The organism is Enterobacter sp. TMH.L2, from assembly GCF_050847315.1.
Taxonomy (GTDB): Bacteria; Pseudomonadota; Gammaproteobacteria; order Enterobacterales; family Enterobacteriaceae; genus Cedecea.
The window spans coordinates 4,655,062-4,671,573 of record NZ_CP193791.1 but is presented as its reverse complement, the minus strand read 5'-3'; the positions used below and the strand labels follow the sequence as shown (position 1 = coordinate 4,671,573).

Below are 16,512 nucleotides of genomic sequence, written 5' to 3'. Positions count from 1 at the left end.
ACAACAGCTTATTCCACTGTTACCGATTTCGCCAGGTTACGCGGCTGGTCCACGTCGGTGCCTTTGATCAGCGCCACGTGGTAGGACAGCAGTTGCAGCGGCACGGTGTAGAAGATAGGCGCAATCACCTCTTCCACATGCGGCATCTCGATGATGTGCATGTTGTCGCTGCTGGTAAAGCCGGCGTCACGGTCGGCGAACACATACAGCTGGCCACCGCGGGCGCGAACCTCTTCGATGTTGGATTTCAGTTTTTCCAACAGCTCGTTGTTCGGAGCCACAACGATAACCGGCATATCAGCATCGATCAGCGCCAGCGGGCCGTGCTTCAGCTCGCCTGCCGCATAGGCTTCAGCGTGAATATAGGAGATCTCTTTCAGCTTCAGCGCACCTTCCATGGCGATCGGGTACTGATCGCCACGGCCAAGGAACAGCGCATGATGTTTGTCAGAGAAATCTTCCGCCAGCTGCTCAATGCGTTTGTCCTGGGACAGCATTTGCTCGATACGGCTTGGCAGCGCCTGCAGGCCATGTACGATATCTTGCTCAACCTGTGCGTCAGCGCCTTTCAGGCGACTCAGCTTAGCCACCAGCATCAACAGTACGGTCAGTTGAGTGGTAAACGCTTTGGTTGAGGCCACGCCGATTTCCGTTCCGGCATTGGTCATCAGCGCCAGGTCGGATTCACGCACCAGAGAAGAGCCTGCCACGTTACAAATCGCCAGCGAACCGAGATAGCCCAGCTCTTTGGAAAGGCGCAGCGCCGCGAGAGTGTCCGCTGTTTCGCCAGACTGGGAAAGGGTGATCATCAGGCTGTTGCGGCGCACCGCAGATTTGCGGTAGCGGAATTCAGAGGCGATTTCGACATCGCAAGGCACGCCGGCCAGCGCTTCAAACCAGTAGCGGGAAACCATGCCTGAGTTATAGGACGTACCGCAGGCTACGATTTGAATATGCTCAACTTGAGAGAGCATTTCATTGGCTTTTGGCCCCAGCTCCGTCAAATCCACTTCACCGTGGCTGATGCGCCCGGCCAGGGTGTTTTTGATGGCGTTCGGCTGCTCGTAGATCTCTTTCTGCATGTAATGACGGTAAATGCCTTTGTCGCCCGCGTCATACTGCAGATTGGATTCGATGTCTGGGCGCTGAACCTGCTCGCCTTTAGTATCAAAAACGGTCACCGCGCGACGGGTCACTTCTGCGATATCACCTTCTTCGAGGAAGATAAAGCGGCGGGTTACCGGCAGCAGCGCCAGCTGATCGGAGGCGATAAAGTTTTCACCCATGCCCAGGCCGATGACCATCGGGCTACCGGAACGCGCGGCCAGCAGCACATCCGGGTTACGGGTATCCATGATTACGGTGCCATAAGCGCCGCGAAGCTGAGGAATAGTGCGAAGGACAGCGTCGCGCAGCGTGCCACCCTGCTCCAGTTCCCAATGCACCAGATGAGCAATAACTTCGGTATCCGTCTGGGAGACAAACGTGTAGCCGCGAGACTGCAGCGCTTCACGCAGCGGCTCGTGGTTTTCGATAATACCGTTGTGTACGACCACAATGTGGTCGGAAACATGTGGGTGAGCATTAATTTCTGAAGGTTCGCCGTGCGTTGCCCAACGGGTATGGGCAATCCCAGTGCCGCCATGCAGAGCGGTTTCTTCCGCAGCTTCCGCCAGTTTCTGTACTTTACCCAGACGACGCAGACGGGTCATGTGACCTTTGTCGTCAACAACCGCCAGGCCCGCAGAGTCGTACCCGCGGTATTCCAGACGACGAAGCCCTTCGAGAAGGATTTCAGCGATATCACGTTGCGCCACTGCGCCAACAATTCCACACATAATTTTTAAGTCCTGATAATGGCGTTAGCCATGTGTTGTCGCTGACCTGTTTATTCCGGTTTTCCGGAGCCCCGAGCCTTGTAGAGAGTGGGGTTATTTTTATGGTTACTGCCTTTGGGCGGGGCGTTTTCAAGAACGCCCCTCACCCCAGCCCTCTCCCCGGAAGGGAGAGGGAGGAAATCTGTGTTTTGTTTAGCTCCCAGGCCCTTAGAGAGGAAGGGAAAGCCATCTCAGTCCAGTTCCCTCTCCCTTTGGGGAGAGGGTTAGGGTGAGGGGAAATTACTGTTTCTTAACCGGACGCTGCCAGCCCTGAATGTGTTTCTGTTTTACGCGGCTGATCACCAGTTCATTTTCAGCAATGTCGCGCGTCACTGTCGTCCCGGCGCCAATGGTGACACCGCTGGCCACGGTAACCGGGGCCACCAGTTGAGTATCAGAGCCAACAAACACGTCATCGCCAATGATCGTTTTATGTTTATTCGCGCCGTCGTAATTGCAGGTAATTGTGCCTGCACCGATGTTCACGTTGTCGCCAATTTCGGCATCACCGAGGTAGCTCAAATGGCCCGCTTTAGAACCTTTCCCCAGACGAGCTTTCTTCATTTCAACGAAGTTGCCCACGTGAGCGCCTTCCGCTAGTTCCGCGCCAGGGCGCAGGCGGGCAAATGGCCCGATGGTGCAGGCGGCTTCAAGCGTCGCATCTTCAATAACCGTATACGGACTGATTTCGCAGTCATCACCGATGACGGCATTTTTAATCACGCAGCCGGTCCCAATCTTCACGCGGTTACCCAGCGTAACGCGGCCTTCCACAATGACATTAGTATCTATTTCAACATCGCGCCCGTGCGTGAATTCACCGCGTAGATCGAACCGAGCCGGATCGCGGAGCATAACGCCCGCCAGCAGCAGCTTATCGGCCTGCTCCGTCTGATAAACGCGTTCCAGGCGAGAAAGCTGCAGGCGGTTATTCACGCCTTCGACTTCACTCAGGCGATCCGGATGAACGGCGGCAATTTCACGCCCTTCACCATGAGCCAGAGCAATAATGTCCGTGATGTAAAACTCGCCCTGGGCGTTGTTGTTATCCAGCTTGCCGAGCCAGCGCTTCAGATCTGCGCCGTTAGCCACCAGAATCCCGGTGTTGATTTCATTGATTTTGCGCTGCTCTTCGCTGGCGTCTTTATGCTCAACGATGCCAACGACCTTGCCATTTTCCCGCGCAATGCGGCCATAGCCGGTCGGATCGTCAAGCTTAACGGTCAGTAAACCAATGCCGCCCTGCGGTTTAGCTTCACGCAGGCGCCGTAAAGTCTCGACGGAGATCAGCGGCACATCGCCGTACAGCATCAGAATGTCTTCGTCATCGGCAAAAAACGGCGCCGCCATCTGCATCGCGTGGCCGGTTCCCAGCTGCTCCGCCTGCAGCACCCAGTTGAGCGAGCCGTCGTTCAGGGTTTGCTTTAGCAGATCCCCGCCGTGGCCATACACCAGGTTCACCCGCTGAGCACCTAATTTATTAGCGGCGTCAATGACATGCTGAACCATTGGCTTCCCAGCCAGCGTGTGCAGCACCTTTGGAAGATCTGAGTACATGCGGGTTCCTTTGCCGGCGGCAAGGATAACCACGCTCATTGCGCTGTTTGACATACGTGTCCTGAATCTGTTTAGTGTGTGAAGTAAAGCGATTTAGCCTTGAAAATTCTACATATTTTGCACCAAAAAATACGTTGCTGCTAATTTCACCGCCTTGAGATTATCTGCGTCTTTTATAGCAGTAATCGCGGCAGAATCCATGAGAATTAAGGCCGAAACAGGGGCTAAACACCCCGAGAAAACCGCTATCTAGCTGGTTTTATGGTTATTTTGAGCATGGAATAAAGCTGAGAAATAAAAAATGCCAGTCAGGTTTCCCGGACTGGCATTTGTCTTTTCAAGCAGGTAGTTACATCGCTTTTTTGGTTAACTCGATAACGCGCAGTTTGGCGATCGCTTTAGCCAGTTCAGCAGAAGCCTGAGCGTAATCCACGTCACCGTGGGAGCTGTGCATGTGCTCTTCAGCTTTGCGTTTCGCTTCCAGGGCACGCGCTTCGTCGAGATCCTGACCGCGAATTGCGGTGTCAGCCAGGACGGTTACGTTACCCGGCTGAACTTCCAGAACACCGCCGGACAGGTAGATAAACTCTTCATGTCCGTGCTGTTTAACGATGCGAATCATACCAGGCTTAATGGCGGTGAGCAGCGGGGCGTGACCTGGGTAGATACCCAGCTCACCTTCGCTACCCGTTACCTGGATCTTTTCGACCAGACCGGAGAACATTTGCTGCTCCGCGCTGACGACGTCCAGGTGGTAAGTCATAGCCATGTCACCCTCCGATTAGGCGTTAAAGTTTTTTCGCTTTCTCAACGGCTTCGTCGATGGAGCCAACCATGTAGAACGCCTGCTCTGGCAGATGGTCGTATTCGCCGTCCATGATGCCTTTAAAGCCACGGATGGTATCTTTCAGCGAAACGTATTTGCCTGGAGAACCGGTAAAGACTTCTGCTACGAAGAATGGCTGAGACAGGAAGCGCTGGATCTTACGCGCACGTGCTACAACCAGTTTGTCTTCTTCGGACAGTTCGTCCATACCCAGAATCGCGATGATGTCTTTCAGTTCCTGGTAACGCTGCAGGATAGACTGGACGCCACGCGCGGTATCGTAGTGCTCCTGACCAACAACCAGTGGATCCAGCTGGCGGCTGGTGGAGTCCAGCGGGTCAACTGCCGGGTAAATACCCAGAGATGCGATCTGACGGCTCAGCGTAACGGTTGAGTCCAGGTGCGCAAAGGTGGTCGCCGGAGACGGGTCAGTCAAGTCATCCGCAGGAACGTAAACGGCCTGTACGGAGGTGATAGAACCGGTCTTGGTGGAGGTAATACGCTCCTGAAGAACACCCATCTCTTCTGCCAGAGTTGGCTGATAACCTACCGCAGAAGGCATACGACCCAGCAGTGCAGATACTTCTGTACCGGCCAGGGTATAACGGTAGATGTTATCAACGAACAGCAGAACGTCGCGGCCTTCGTCACGGAATTTTTCCGCGATGGTCAGACCGGTCAGCGCTACGCGCAGACGGTTACCTGGTGGCTCGTTCATCTGGCCGTAAACCAGTGCTACTTTATCCAGAACGTTGGAGTCGGTCATTTCGTGGTAGAAGTCGTTACCCTCACGAGTACGTTCACCCACGCCCGCAAACACGGAATAACCGGAGTGCTCGATCGCGATGTTACGGATCAGCTCCATCATGTTTACGGTTTTACCTACGCCCGCACCACCGAACAGACCAACTTTACCGCCCTTAGCGAACGGACAAATCAGGTCGATAACTTTGATGCCGGTTTCCAGCAGTTCCTGAGAGCTGGACAGCTCTTCGTAGGAAGGTGCTGCACGGTGAATAGCCCAACGGTCTTCTTCGCCGATGTCGCCTTTCATGTCGATTGGCTGACCCAGCACGTTCATGATACGGCCCAGGGTCGCTTTACCTACCGGGACTTCGATCGGGTGCTCGAGGTCATTGACTTGCAGACCGCGACGCAGACCGTCGGAGGAACCCATTGCGATGGTACGCACGATACCGCCGCCGAGCTGCTGCTGAACTTCCAGCACCAGCTTCTCATTGTTGTTCTGTACCTCAAGCGCGTCATAAACGCGCGGTACGCCGTCCTGAGGGAACTCGACGTCCACCACGGCGCCGATTACCTGGACAATCTTTCCAGTAGCCATCTTGAATCCTCTACGTAATTCGTTTACCCGTCATATTTCAATTTGCAGATGCGTTGACTGCCTTCCCTCACCTCCGTCACTTACTGAAGTAAGCTCTTGAGGATTTGCTCAGTTGGCGTCTTTCTGCAAACCGAACTATTTAGGGTAATAAACCTGGTTTAAACCGCGGACGCACCACCGACGATTTCGGTAAGTTCCTGAGTAATGCTGGCCTGACGAGCTTTGTTGTATACCAACCGCAGCTCTTTAATCAGGCTGCCGCCGTTATCGGTTGCGGCTTTCATCGCCACCATACGTGCGGCCTGCTCGCTGGCCAGGTTTTCTACGACGCCCTGATAAACCTGAGACTCAACATAACGACGCAGCAGGGTGTCCAGCAGCGCTTTCGGGTCCGGTTCGTACAGGTAGTCCCAGGATTTACGCTTCAGATCCTCATCTTCTGATGCCGGTAACGGCAGCAGCTGAGTGATGGTCGGAACCTGAGACATGGTGTTAACAAATTTGTTGCTGACAACGTACAGCTTGTCCAGACGACCTTCGTCGTAGGCTTGCAGCATCACTTTCACCGGGCCGATCAGTTCAGACAGGGAAGGGGTATCTCCCATGCCGGTAACCTGAGCAACCACGTTGCCGCCAACGGAGTTGAAGAAAGAAACGCCTTTAGAGCCGATCATCGCGAGTTCGCTCTGAACGCCCTTATCGGACCACTCTTTCATATCCGCCAGCACTTTTTTGAACAAGTTAATGTTCAAACCGCCGCACAAACCACGATCGGTCGACACCACCAGGTAGCCCACTCGCTTAACGTCGCGTTCTTCCAGGTATGGGTGCTTATATTCCAGATTACCGTTCGCAAGGTGACCAATCACTTTGCGCATGGTATCTGCATAAGGACGGCTGGCCGCCATGCGATCCTGCGATTTACGCATTTTGGAAGCGGCGACCATCTCCATCGCTTTGGTGATCTTCTGCGTGTTCTGGACGCTTGCGATCTTACTACGTATCTCTTTTGCGCCGGCCATGAGCTTCTCCTCAATGCCTTGCGGCTTGCCCTAGAGCAAGCCGCCAGACGTTACCAGGACTGGGTTGCTTTAAAGGAGTCGAGGATGCCTTTCAGCTTGCCTTCGATCTCGTCGTTATAGCCACCGGTCTGGTTAATTTCTTGCATCAGCGGAGCGTGATCACGGTCAGCGTAAGCCAGCAGAGCGGCTTCGAAGCTACCGATTTTCGCCAGTTCCACGTCTTCGAGGTAACCGCGTTCAGCCGCGAACAGCACCAGACCCTGTTGTGCAACAGACATTGGGGCATACTGTTTCTGTTTCAGCAGCTCGGTCACTTTCTGACCGTGGCTCAGCTGTTTACGGGTGGCTTCATCCAGATCGGATGCGAACTGAGAGAACGCAGCCAGTTCACGATACTGTGCCAGCGCGGTACGAATACCACCGGACAGTTTCTTGATGATCTTGGTCTGAGCAGCACCACCAACACGAGATACCGAAATACCTGGGTTAACTGCCGGACGAATACCGGAGTTAAACAGGTTGGTTTCCAGGAAGATCTGACCATCGGTAATCGAAATTACGTTGGTTGGAACGAACGCAGAAACGTCACCCGCCTGGGTTTCGATGATCGGCAGAGCGGTCAGGGAGCCGGTTTTACCTTTAACTTCACCTTTGGTGAAAGCTTCCACGTATTCCGCGTTAACGCGGGATGCGCGCTCCAGCAGACGGGAGTGGAGGTAGAACACGTCGCCCGGGAAGGCTTCACGACCTGGTGGACGACGAAGCAGCAGGGAAACCTGACGATAAGCAACAGCCTGTTTAGACAGGTCATCGTATACGATCAGCGCATCTTCACCGCGGTCACGGAAGTATTCGCCCATTGCGCAACCAGCATATGGTGCCAGGTATTGCAGTGCAGCGGATTCAGAAGCAGTTGCCACAACAACGATGGTGTTGGACAGTGCACCGTGCTCTTCCAGTTTACGAACCACGTTAGAAATGGTGGACGCTTTCTGGCCGATAGCCACGTACACACATTTAATACCGGAGTCACGCTGGTTGATGATGGCATCGATTGCCATCGCGGTTTTACCGGTCTGACGGTCACCGATGATCAGCTCACGCTGGCCACGGCCGATTGGAATCATCGCATCGACGGATTTATAACCGGTCTGCACCGGCTGGTCGACGGACTGACGTTCGATTACGCCTGGCGCGATAACTTCGATTGGCGAGAAGCCATCGTTATCAACCGGACCTTTACCGTCGATTGGTGCACCCAGGGTGTTCACCACGCGGCCTAACAGGCCACGGCCAACCGGAACTTCCAGAATACGGCCAGTACACTTAACCTTCATGCCTTCGGCGAGGTCAGCGTATGGGCCCATCACTACAGCACCTACGGAGTCGCGCTCCAGGTTCAGTGCGATAGCGTAACGGTTACCCGGCAGGGAAATCATCTCACCCTGCATACAATCGGCCAGGCCGTGAACGCGGATAATACCGTCACTTACAGAAACAATAGTACCTTCGTTATGAGCTTCGCTCACAACATTGAACTGAGCAATGCGCTGCTTGATCAGTTCGCTGATTTCGGTGGAATTCAGTTGCATGCTCCAGTCCCCTTAAGACTGCAAGACGTCTGCAAGGCGTTCAAGACGGCCGCGTACGCTACCGTCAATGACCATATCACCCGACTGGATGATAACGCCCGCCATAACAGACTTATCGATTTTGCAATTCAGCTTAACTTTGCGTGACAGACGTTTTTCCATTGCGGACGTAATGTTTGCAAGCTGTTCATGGCTAAGTTCAGCCGCGGAGGTTACCTGAACCTCTGCGATCGCTTCACTCAGCGCGCGTAAATGCGCGAACTGCTCAAGAACATCCGGGAGCGCTTTTAAACGACCGTTATCAGCCATCACCTTAATCAGGTTCTGGCCGTTGGCGTCCAGCTGCTCGCCGCAAATGGCGATGAACGAATCTGCGAGCGTTTCTGGTGCCAGGGCACCGGAAAGAAGCTCTTCCATTTGTTCGTTTTTCGTTACCTCGGCAGCAAACGCCAGCATATTCTGCCAGCGGTCTACGCTCTGGTTTTCGACGGCAAAGTCAAAAGCTGCTTTGGCGTAGGGGCGAGCTACAGTAACAAATTCAGACATCAGCCCCTCCCTCCTTACAGTTCAGCGACCAGTTTATCGACGATGTCGCTGTTAGCAGCTTCATCTACGGAACGTTCGATTATCTTCTCGGCACCGGCAATTGCCAGCAGAGCGACCTGCTTACGCAGCTCTTCACGAGCGCGTTTACGCTCAGCGTCGATTTCTGCCTGAGCCTGCCCAACGATTTTATTACGTTCCTGCTCTGCCTCAGTTTTCGCTTCATCAAGGATCTGGGCACGGCGTTTGTTCGCCTGCTCAATGATCACCTGAGCTTCCGCTTTGGCTTTTTTCAGCTGGTCGGTCGCGTTGGCCTGTGCAAGGTCAAGGTCCTTTTGAGCACGTTCTGCAGAAGCAAGACCGTCAGCAATTTCTTTCTGACGCTTCTCGATGGCTGCCATTAATGGCGGCCATACGTACTTCATGCAGAACAGAACAAACAGGACAAACGCGATGGCCTGGCCGAGGATTGTTGCGTTAATGTTCACAGCACAATGCCTCTTTGTTAGTTAACGTTCTGATATTACTAGATGACTCAAACATCGCTCACTAGGCGACGGCGAACATCACGTACAGACCCAGACCAACAGCGATCATTGGGATTGCATCCACCAGACCCATAACGATAAAGAACTGAGTACGTAGCAGTGGAATCAGATCTGGTTGGCGTGCAGCGCCTTCCAGGAATTTGCCCCCGAGGATGCCGATACCGATCGCAGCACCGATTGCCGCCAGACCCATCATCACAGCGGCAGCCATGTACAGCAGATCCATATTCAGGTTTTCCATGACAGTCTCCAAGTTTGTTTCAGTTAAACGCAGTAGTGGTAAGTAAATTAATGTTCTTCAGACGCCATCGACAGATAGACGATCGTCAGAACCATGAAGATGAAGGCTTGCAGCGTAATAATCAGGATGTGGAAAATGGCCCACGGCACATTCAGAATCCACTGTGACCACCACGGCAACAGACCTGCAATCAGAATGAAAATCAGCTCACCGGCATACATGTTGCCGAACAGTCGCAGACCCAGTGATACAGGTTTGGACAGCAGGCTTACCCCTTCAAGGATTAAGTTGACAGGAATAAATGCCCAGTGATTGAACGGCTGCAGCGTCAGCTCTTTCGTGAAGCCGCCAATGCCTTTCATTTTGATGCTGTAGAACAGAATGAGGATAAACACGCCTAGCGCCATAGACAGGGTGATATTCACGTCCGCAGACGGCACCACTCGCAGGGCTGGCAGGCCAAAGATGTGCTCACCAATGTATGGCAGCAGATCGATAGGCAACAGATCCATCAAGTTCATCAGGAAGACCCAGACGAAAATCGTCAGGGCGAGTGGAGCGATAACCTTGCTTTTGCCATGGTACATGTCTTTCACGCTGCCATGCACAAAGCCGATAATCAGCTCTACAAAAGTCTGGAATTTACCCGGGACGCCGCTGGTTGCGGTTTTCGCCACTTTGCGGAACAACACCAAAAACACCAGACCCAGAAATACTGAGAAGAACATGGAGTCGATGTTGAGCGTCCAGAAGGTAGCCGGGGGGTTATGCGGATCCACCAGCGAGAAAGTACGCAGGTCCAACTGAAGGTTATTCAGGTGGTGACCTATATACTCCTGCGGTGTAGAGATTTCTCCTGCAGACATGATGCCTCTTACCCTTTGTTGTTAATTACAGCTGGTGCGAGTATCTGCACAACCAGCACCGAAACCCACGTCACTATTAGCGGCAATACCACCGCCTTAAAGTACGCCAGCGCCACCACTAAAATGATGAAGGTCGCAATCACCTTTAGCACTTCGCCGAAAGCGAATGTCCAGGCCACGCGGCCTTTTGCGGGTGTATGCGCCTGATGACGCCAGGCAAAAATCATAAACAGCGCGTTTGGCAACCAAACCGCCAGGCCTCCACCGAGAGCGGAAGCGCCCCAAGAAGGAGCTTTAAGGCAAAACAGCAGTCCAATTGCTACCACAGCCAGAAGTTGGATGAACAGAAGCTTGCGGGCTACGTTCTTACTCAAGAGCGACACAGACATGACGTTTCCTAACTCCTGCTACCTATGAGGTATGTCGCGTGTCGTATAAAACTGTCTTTGCGACGCTGAGTCAAGCCTCAAAAAGCGAGCAAATTATACGGTGCGGCCCAGTGATTTCAAACAATAAGTAGCGAAAAGGTGAACAAATGTTTAATTAATTTTCCGCAGAGCCGTTTTCTGACTTTTGGTGAATCGCATCGGCTTCCTCAAAAAGTGCAAATAAGCCGAAATCCCTGACAGCAAAGCGTGCACACGATCACAAATTAAACATCTTATCGGCAGACATTATTTTGCCGCTTAAGAAAGCACTAATTACAGATGACTGATAATTAAGCTGATTAATGTGCACTCTGTTTAAAACAAGCTGAAACATCATAAAAACCTTTCATTGACATTCCAGTTAAACTTTTAACATCCGACAAAGGCCGTTTTTCGGCATAATTTTAGCCGGATGATATTTTCGAATAAAATTATTACCCTGGTAATTAATCACTTTTAAGTTAAAAGCAGGATAAATCCGAGTTAAAGATTGGTTAAATGTAACCAACCATTACATCGATCGCCCCGCCGTTTTTTAACCTCAGTGAAACATCTCTATCGCGTCGTTTTTTGATAAATATTAAGTTTTGTTTGCCTTAATCAGCACCAAATGCCTCTCCCCTTCCAGGCTCGGCACGTTGAGTTTGACGATATTTTCAACGGTGAATCCGGCAGGCAGTTGGGTAATTTCTTCGTCCGGACGCACCCCTTTCAGCGCATAGAACTTCCCGTGCACAGCAGGCAGATGGTGACACCAGTTCACCATGTCGCTTAGCGAGGCAAAAGCCCGGCTGATAACGCCGTCAAACGGAGGTTCCGCCGGAAAATCCTCCACGCGACTTTGTACCGGAGTAATGTTTTCCAGCTTCAGCTCGTGCTGGACCTGACGCAGGAATCGCACACGCTTGCCGAGGCTGTCCAACAGGGTGAAATGCGAATCAGGGCGCACGATTGCCAGCGGGATCCCAGGCAGACCAGGGCCCGTGCCAACGTCGATAAACCGGCTGCCCTGCAAATGCGGTTCGACCACAATGCTATCCAGAATATGCCGCACCAGCATTTCATCTGGATTACGCACCGAAGTGAGGTTATAGGCCTTGTTCCATTTGTCGAGCAGCGAAACATAGCCCACCAGTTGCTGCTGCTGATTTTCAGGGAGAGTGATGCCCGCTTCTTTCAGCAGGCGAGATAATTTAGTCAGCACGTCATAAACCCATCAAAAAAAGAGGCCAGGATTGCCTGGCCTGTTGTCGTCTGTTTTTAAGCGCTGCGTCGCAGCAGCCCTTGTTTTTTAAGCCAGACAAGCAAAATAGAGATTGCCGCAGGGGTAATACCCGAGATGCGCGATGCCTGTCCAATGGAAACCGGTTTGTGATCGTTAAGTTTGGCGATCACTTCGTTAGACAGCCCGCTCACCTGACTATAGTCGAGCGTGGCTGGCAACACAGTATTCTCATTGCGCTGCTGTTTTTCAATCTCATCCTGCTGGCGCGCGATGTAGCCTTCGTATTTAACCTGGATCTCGACCTGTTCGGCAGCCTGAGGATCTTGAAGTCCTGGCGCAAAGGTCGACAGCTGGGTCATCGCAGCGTAGGTCATTTCTGGGCGACGCAGCAGATCTTCGCCGTTAGCTTCTTTGGAAAGCGGGGCACTGAGCTGCGCGTTCACCTCTGCTACCTGCTCAGAGTTCGGGTGCAGCCAGATATCTTTCAGGCGCTGGCGCTCACGTTCGATCATTTCCAGCTTATCGTTGAAACGAGCCCAGCGAGCATCATCGACCAGACCCAGCTCACGACCGGCTTCGGTGAGACGCAGATCGGCGTTGTCTTCACGCAGCATCAGGCGATATTCGGCCCGAGAAGTAAACATACGGTACGGTTCTTTGGTCCCCAGAGTGCACAGGTCATCAACCAGCACGCCAAGGTAAGCCTGATCGCGACGCGGTGCCCAACCCTCTTTCTCGGCAGAGAAGCGTGCGGCATTGAGACCGGCAAGCAGGCCCTGAGCAGCGGCCTCTTCGTAACCGGTGGTGCCGTTGATCTGACCAGCAAAGAACAGCCCCTGGATAAACTTGCTTTCCAGCGTTGGTTTCAGATCGCGCGGATCGAAAAAGTCATACTCAATCGCGTAGCCTGGGCGAACGATCTTCGCATTCTCCATTCCCTTCATCGAACGAACGATTTGCATCTGAACGTCAAACGGCAGGCTGGTGGAGATCCCGTTCGGGTAAATTTCGTTGCTGGTCAGCCCTTCAGGCTCCAGGAAGATTTGGTGCGCGTTGCGATCGGCAAAACGCATCACTTTGTCTTCGATAGACGGGCAGTAACGAGGACCAATGCCTTCGATAATCCCTGCATACATTGGACTGCGGTCGAGGTTATTACGAATGACCTCGTGAGTTTGCTCATTGGTATGTGTGATGTAGCAAGGTACCTGCTCCGGGTGCTGGTTCACGTTCCCCATGAAGGAGAAGACCGGCATCGGGTTATCTCCGTGCTGCGGAGCAAGTACGCTGAAATCAATGGTGCGGGCGTCAATGCGCGGAGGTGTCCCGGTTTTCAGGCGACTGACGCGCAAAGGCAGTTCACGTAAGCGACGTGAGAGCGGGATCGACGGAGGATCGCCTGCACGGCCGCCGCTGTAGTTATCCAGCCCGATGTGGATCTTACCATCCAGGAAGGTGCCTACCGTCAGCACAACCGCTTTCGCGCGGAATTTAAGCCCCATCTGGGTGACCGCACCGACGACACGATCGTTCTCAACGATAAGATCTTCAACCGCCTGCTGGAAAATCATCAGGTTTGGCTGGTTCTCCAGCGCGGTGCGCACGGCCTGCCGGTAAAGCACACGGTCTGCCTGAGCGCGAGTGGCGCGGACTGCCGGGCCTTTGCTGGCGTTTAGTATTCTAAACTGAATACCTGCATGATCGATCGCGGTAGCCATCAGGCCACCGAGAGCATCCACTTCCTTAACCAAATGTCCCTTGCCAATACCGCCAATAGCCGGGTTACAGGACATCTGTCCCAGCGTGTCGATATTGTGTGTCAGAAGCAGGGTCTGCTGACCCATACGAGCTGCGGCCATTGCCGCCTCTGTGCCTGCATGACCCCCGCCGATGATAATGACGTCAAAAGGATCTGGATAAAACATGGTAACTGCCTCGGTTTCGCGAATGAGGGTTTGTGACTTCCCGGGCTGGGGATTCTACTCAACTTTAGTCTTTCGAGAAAGCATCGGGATCTTCGGTTATTAAAAGAAGATCTTTTTTATTTAAAGATCTCTTTATTGTGATCTCTTATTAGGATCGACCACCTCTGTGGATAAGCCATTTATCCATTTTAGGATCAACAACCTGGAAAGGATCGTTTGCTGTGTACTACCGGTGATCCCAGACCGTATAAGCTGGGATCAGAATTGAGGTTTATGCACAACTCAAAAAGTGAACAGCGGTTGTTATTGGGATAACTACGGGTTAATCCAAGCTTTTAACCAGAGTTATCCACATCTGATCGCGCAATCTTTACACTTCAGGGAGTAAATTAATCCAGGAACCAACCCAAATTTCGGCTGGATCCTCAGGAATGTCGTGATCGAGGATGTTAATTTTGAGCAAGGATCCTATGCGGGTTGCACCACATTCGGTCAAAAGCAGATCGATCTTCTCTATAGCACCGCAAAACGTGTCGTATTCACGGCTGCCGATCCCGATCGCGCCATAGCTTACGTCGCTCAGATCCGGGCGCTGTTCATTTATAGCGTCATAGAAAGGCTGCAGGTTGTCCGGCAGATCGCCAGCACCATGTGTGGAAGAGACCACCAGCCAGATACCGCTGGCTTTAAGATCTTCTAAAAGAGGGCCATGCAGCATTTCAGTGCCGTGTCCCGCTTCTTCAAGCTTCTCTGCCAGATGTTCTGCTACATATTCGGCACTACCCAGAGTACTGCCGCTAATCAGAGTGATATCAGCCATTGTGTCCCGCCTTTTCAAATCGTCGCGTATTGTACGCTGTGAAAGAGCGGGGATCTACCTGTGGATAATATGGGTATTAAAATTAACGATCAGGGCCGGATAGTGCGCATGATCGGGTTCTGCAGCGAGATCAGCGTTTCAGTGGACTGAATTTCATCGATTGTTTGGATCTTGTTGATAAGTACCTGCTGGAGGGCATCAATGGATCGGCACATCACCTTAATAAAGATGCTGTAGTGGCCGGTGGTGTAGTAAGCCTCGGTCACCTCATCCAGGTTTTCCAGCTTGGTCAGAGCGGAGGGATAATCTTTGGCGCTTTTCAGAATGATGCCAATAAAGCAGCAGACATCGTAGCCGAGCTGCTTCGGGCTGATGTCGATACGCGCCCCGGTAATTATCCCCGCCTGCTTCATCTTTTCGACGCGGACGTGAATGGTGCCCGGGCTGACGCCAAACTGTTTGGCCAGTTCTGCATATGCGGTGCGGGCATTGGCCATTAATGCTTCGAGTATGCCGCGATCGAGATTGTCGATCTGATAATTATCCATCACTTTTTCCTATGATAAATGCCGATTTTCCATTTTTTATAGCCTTAAATTCGTTGATTAAAAAGAGGCTGGCCTTTTTTATTGTTGATTATTGAATACGGTGACGTTTCTGTTGCTTAATCGATGACAGAAACACCACAACAAAGAGAAAAGCCATGAAAACCGCCTGGATTGCTAAACAACGTCAGATCAGTTTTGTGAAAACCCATTTTTCCCGTCAGCTGGAAGAGAAGCTGGGCCTGATAGAAGTACAGGCGCCGATCCTCAGCCGCGTAGGGGATGGCACACAGGACAACCTTTCTGGCAGCGAGAAAGCAGTGCAGGTGAAGGTGAAAACCTTGCCGCAGGCGCAGTTTGAAGTGGTGCATTCGTTGGCCAAATGGAAAAGAAAAACGCTCGGCCAGCACGACTTCAGCGCGGGCGAAGGGCTTTACACGCACATGAAAGCTCTTCGCCCCGATGAAGACCGTTTATCCCCGATTCACTCGGTCTATGTCGATCAGTGGGACTGGGAACGCGTGATGGGTGACGGCGAACGCCACACCGGCACGCTAAAACAAACCGTAGAGAGCATCTGGGCGGCAATTAAGTCTACCGAGGCTGAAGTGAGTGAGCGGTTTGGCCTGGCCGCATTGCTGCCGGAGAAAATCCATTTTGTTCACAGCGAAACGTTATTGCAGCGCTTCCCTGGTCTGGACGCAAAAGGCCGCGAGCGGGCTATCGCTAAAGAACTTGGCGCGGTCTTCTTAATCGGTATCGGGGGCAAGCTGTCGGACGGAAAACGTCACGACGTCCGCGCCCCGGATTATGATGACTGGTCAACCGGCGGGGAAGCAGGTTTACCGGGGCTGAACGGCGATATCCTGGTCTGGAACCCGGTGCTGGAAGATGCGCTGGAGCTTTCTTCTATGGGGATCCGCGTGGATGCGGACACCCTGAAGCGCCAGCTGGCGATCACCGGAGATGAAGACAGGCTCCAGTTCGAATGGCACCAGTCGTTGGTGAAAGGTGAAATGCCGCAAACCATCGGCGGCGGCATCGGCCAGTCTCGTCTGACGATGCTGCTGCTTCAGCTGCCGCATATTGGCCAGGTTCAGTGCGGCGTCTGGTCGCCAGAAGTGCAGGCTAAGGTTAGCGACCTGCTGTGAG

At 52.8% G+C, this 16,512-nt stretch carries 16 protein-coding genes; 1 reads left to right on the top strand and 15 read right to left on the bottom strand.

Going from position 1 to position 16,512, the window contains the following annotated elements; translation table 11 throughout:
- Positions 1 to 8: 8 nt before the first annotated feature.
- From glmS to asnC, 15 genes are all read right to left on the bottom strand, one after another.
- Positions 9 to 1,838: a glutamine--fructose-6-phosphate transaminase (isomerizing) gene (gene glmS, locus ACREYP_RS22360; protein WP_166994939.1), complete on the bottom strand. Its 1,830-nt coding sequence runs from the start codon at positions 1,836 to 1,838 to the stop codon at positions 9 to 11.
- A 279-nt stretch (positions 1,839 to 2,117) separates the two neighbouring features.
- The gene (gene glmU / locus ACREYP_RS22355; RefSeq protein ID WP_336819317.1) at positions 2,118 to 3,488 is read right to left on the bottom strand and encodes a bifunctional UDP-N-acetylglucosamine diphosphorylase/glucosamine-1-phosphate N-acetyltransferase GlmU; all 1,371 of its coding nucleotides are present in this window, start codon (positions 3,486 to 3,488) and stop codon (positions 2,118 to 2,120) included.
- Between the two features lie 295 nt (positions 3,489 to 3,783).
- Positions 3,784 to 4,203 (bottom strand): F0F1 ATP synthase subunit epsilon, encoded by a 420-nt coding sequence (locus tag ACREYP_RS22350; protein WP_008457739.1) that lies wholly within the window; start codon positions 4,201 to 4,203, stop codon positions 3,784 to 3,786.
- A 19-nt stretch (positions 4,204 to 4,222) separates the two neighbouring features.
- Positions 4,223 to 5,605, bottom strand: a complete 1,383-nt coding sequence (gene atpD, locus ACREYP_RS22345; protein ID WP_008457741.1) for a F0F1 ATP synthase subunit beta — start codon at positions 5,603 to 5,605, stop codon at positions 4,223 to 4,225.
- A gap of 158 nt (positions 5,606 to 5,763) precedes the next feature.
- Positions 5,764 to 6,627 carry a F0F1 ATP synthase subunit gamma gene (gene atpG, locus ACREYP_RS22340; RefSeq protein ID WP_008457744.1) on the bottom strand — a complete coding sequence of 288 codons (864 nt, stop codon included), beginning with the start codon at positions 6,625 to 6,627 and terminating at the stop codon, positions 5,764 to 5,766.
- Positions 6,628 to 6,677: 50 nt separating this feature from the next.
- On the bottom strand, positions 6,678 to 8,219 hold the full coding sequence (gene atpA, locus ACREYP_RS22335; protein WP_008457747.1) for a F0F1 ATP synthase subunit alpha: 1,542 nt from the start codon (positions 8,217 to 8,219) through the stop codon (positions 6,678 to 6,680).
- Between the two features lie 12 nt (positions 8,220 to 8,231).
- Positions 8,232 to 8,765, bottom strand: a complete 534-nt coding sequence (gene atpH / locus ACREYP_RS22330) for a F0F1 ATP synthase subunit delta (protein WP_008457749.1) — start codon at positions 8,763 to 8,765, stop codon at positions 8,232 to 8,234.
- Between the two features lie 14 nt (positions 8,766 to 8,779).
- Entirely contained in the window at positions 8,780 to 9,250 is a 471-nt protein-coding gene (gene atpF / locus ACREYP_RS22325; protein ID WP_008457751.1) for a F0F1 ATP synthase subunit B, read from the bottom strand.
- A gap of 61 nt (positions 9,251 to 9,311) precedes the next feature.
- Positions 9,312 to 9,551, bottom strand: a complete 240-nt coding sequence (atpE, locus tag ACREYP_RS22320) for a F0F1 ATP synthase subunit C (RefSeq protein ID WP_000429386.1) — start codon at positions 9,549 to 9,551, stop codon at positions 9,312 to 9,314.
- 47 nt (positions 9,552 to 9,598) lie between these two features.
- Positions 9,599 to 10,417, bottom strand: coding sequence for a F0F1 ATP synthase subunit A (gene atpB, locus ACREYP_RS22315; protein ID WP_039299003.1), 819 nt, complete (start codon positions 10,415 to 10,417; stop codon positions 9,599 to 9,601).
- 8 nt (positions 10,418 to 10,425) lie between these two features.
- Entirely contained in the window at positions 10,426 to 10,806 is a 381-nt protein-coding gene (gene atpI / locus ACREYP_RS22310; RefSeq protein ID WP_008457755.1) for a F0F1 ATP synthase subunit I, read from the bottom strand.
- Between the two features lie 619 nt (positions 10,807 to 11,425).
- Positions 11,426 to 12,049 carry a 16S rRNA (guanine(527)-N(7))-methyltransferase RsmG gene (rsmG, locus tag ACREYP_RS22305; RefSeq protein ID WP_166878962.1) on the bottom strand — a complete coding sequence of 208 codons (624 nt, stop codon included), beginning with the start codon at positions 12,047 to 12,049 and terminating at the stop codon, positions 11,426 to 11,428.
- A 56-nt stretch (positions 12,050 to 12,105) separates the two neighbouring features.
- The gene (gene mnmG, locus ACREYP_RS22300) at positions 12,106 to 13,995 is read right to left on the bottom strand and encodes a tRNA uridine-5-carboxymethylaminomethyl(34) synthesis enzyme MnmG (protein ID WP_008457760.1); all 1,890 of its coding nucleotides are present in this window, start codon (positions 13,993 to 13,995) and stop codon (positions 12,106 to 12,108) included.
- A gap of 370 nt (positions 13,996 to 14,365) precedes the next feature.
- Positions 14,366 to 14,815 (bottom strand): FMN-binding protein MioC, encoded by a 450-nt coding sequence (gene mioC, locus ACREYP_RS22295; protein ID WP_008457762.1) that lies wholly within the window; start codon positions 14,813 to 14,815, stop codon positions 14,366 to 14,368.
- Between the two features lie 89 nt (positions 14,816 to 14,904).
- Positions 14,905 to 15,363, bottom strand: a complete 459-nt coding sequence (gene asnC / locus ACREYP_RS22290; protein WP_008457765.1) for a transcriptional regulator AsnC — start codon at positions 15,361 to 15,363, stop codon at positions 14,905 to 14,907.
- A 155-nt stretch (positions 15,364 to 15,518) separates the two neighbouring features.
- On the opposite strand from asnC, the gene asnA reads away from it, so the two are divergent.
- A complete protein-coding gene (asnA, locus tag ACREYP_RS22285; protein WP_336819316.1) occupies positions 15,519 to 16,511 on the top strand; it encodes an aspartate--ammonia ligase in 993 nt (330 codons plus the stop codon).
- Position 16,512: the final 1 nt, after the last annotated feature.

Bases quoted from the DNA above. Each gene is read 5' to 3' on its own strand.
- glmS (WP_166994939.1), bottom strand. From the start codon at position 1,838: ATGTGTGGAATTGTTGGCGCAGTGGCGCAACGTGATATCGCTGAAATC.
- glmU (WP_336819317.1), bottom strand. From the start codon at position 3,488: ATGTCAAACAGCGCAATGAGCGTGGTTATCCTTGCCGCCGGCAAAGGA.
- ACREYP_RS22350 (WP_008457739.1), bottom strand. From the start codon at position 4,203: ATGGCTATGACTTACCACCTGGACGTCGTCAGCGCGGAGCAGCAAATG.
- atpD (WP_008457741.1), bottom strand. From the start codon at position 5,605: ATGGCTACTGGAAAGATTGTCCAGGTAATCGGCGCCGTGGTGGACGTC.
- atpG (WP_008457744.1), bottom strand. From the start codon at position 6,627: ATGGCCGGCGCAAAAGAGATACGTAGTAAGATCGCAAGCGTCCAGAAC.
- atpA (WP_008457747.1), bottom strand. From the start codon at position 8,219: ATGCAACTGAATTCCACCGAAATCAGCGAACTGATCAAGCAGCGCATT.
- atpH (WP_008457749.1), bottom strand. From the start codon at position 8,765: ATGTCTGAATTTGTTACTGTAGCTCGCCCCTACGCCAAAGCAGCTTTT.
- atpE (WP_000429386.1), bottom strand. From the start codon at position 9,551: ATGGAAAACCTGAATATGGATCTGCTGTACATGGCTGCCGCTGTGATG.
- atpB (WP_039299003.1), bottom strand. From the start codon at position 10,417: ATGTCTGCAGGAGAAATCTCTACACCGCAGGAGTATATAGGTCACCAC.
- atpI (WP_008457755.1), bottom strand. From the start codon at position 10,806: ATGTCTGTGTCGCTCTTGAGTAAGAACGTAGCCCGCAAGCTTCTGTTC.
- mnmG (WP_008457760.1), bottom strand. From the start codon at position 13,995: ATGTTTTATCCAGATCCTTTTGACGTCATTATCATCGGCGGGGGTCAT.
- mioC (WP_008457762.1), bottom strand. From the start codon at position 14,815: ATGGCTGATATCACTCTGATTAGCGGCAGTACTCTGGGTAGTGCCGAA.
- asnC (WP_008457765.1), bottom strand. From the start codon at position 15,363: ATGGATAATTATCAGATCGACAATCTCGATCGCGGCATACTCGAAGCA.
- asnA (WP_336819316.1), top strand. From the start codon at position 15,519: ATGAAAACCGCCTGGATTGCTAAACAACGTCAGATCAGTTTTGTGAAA.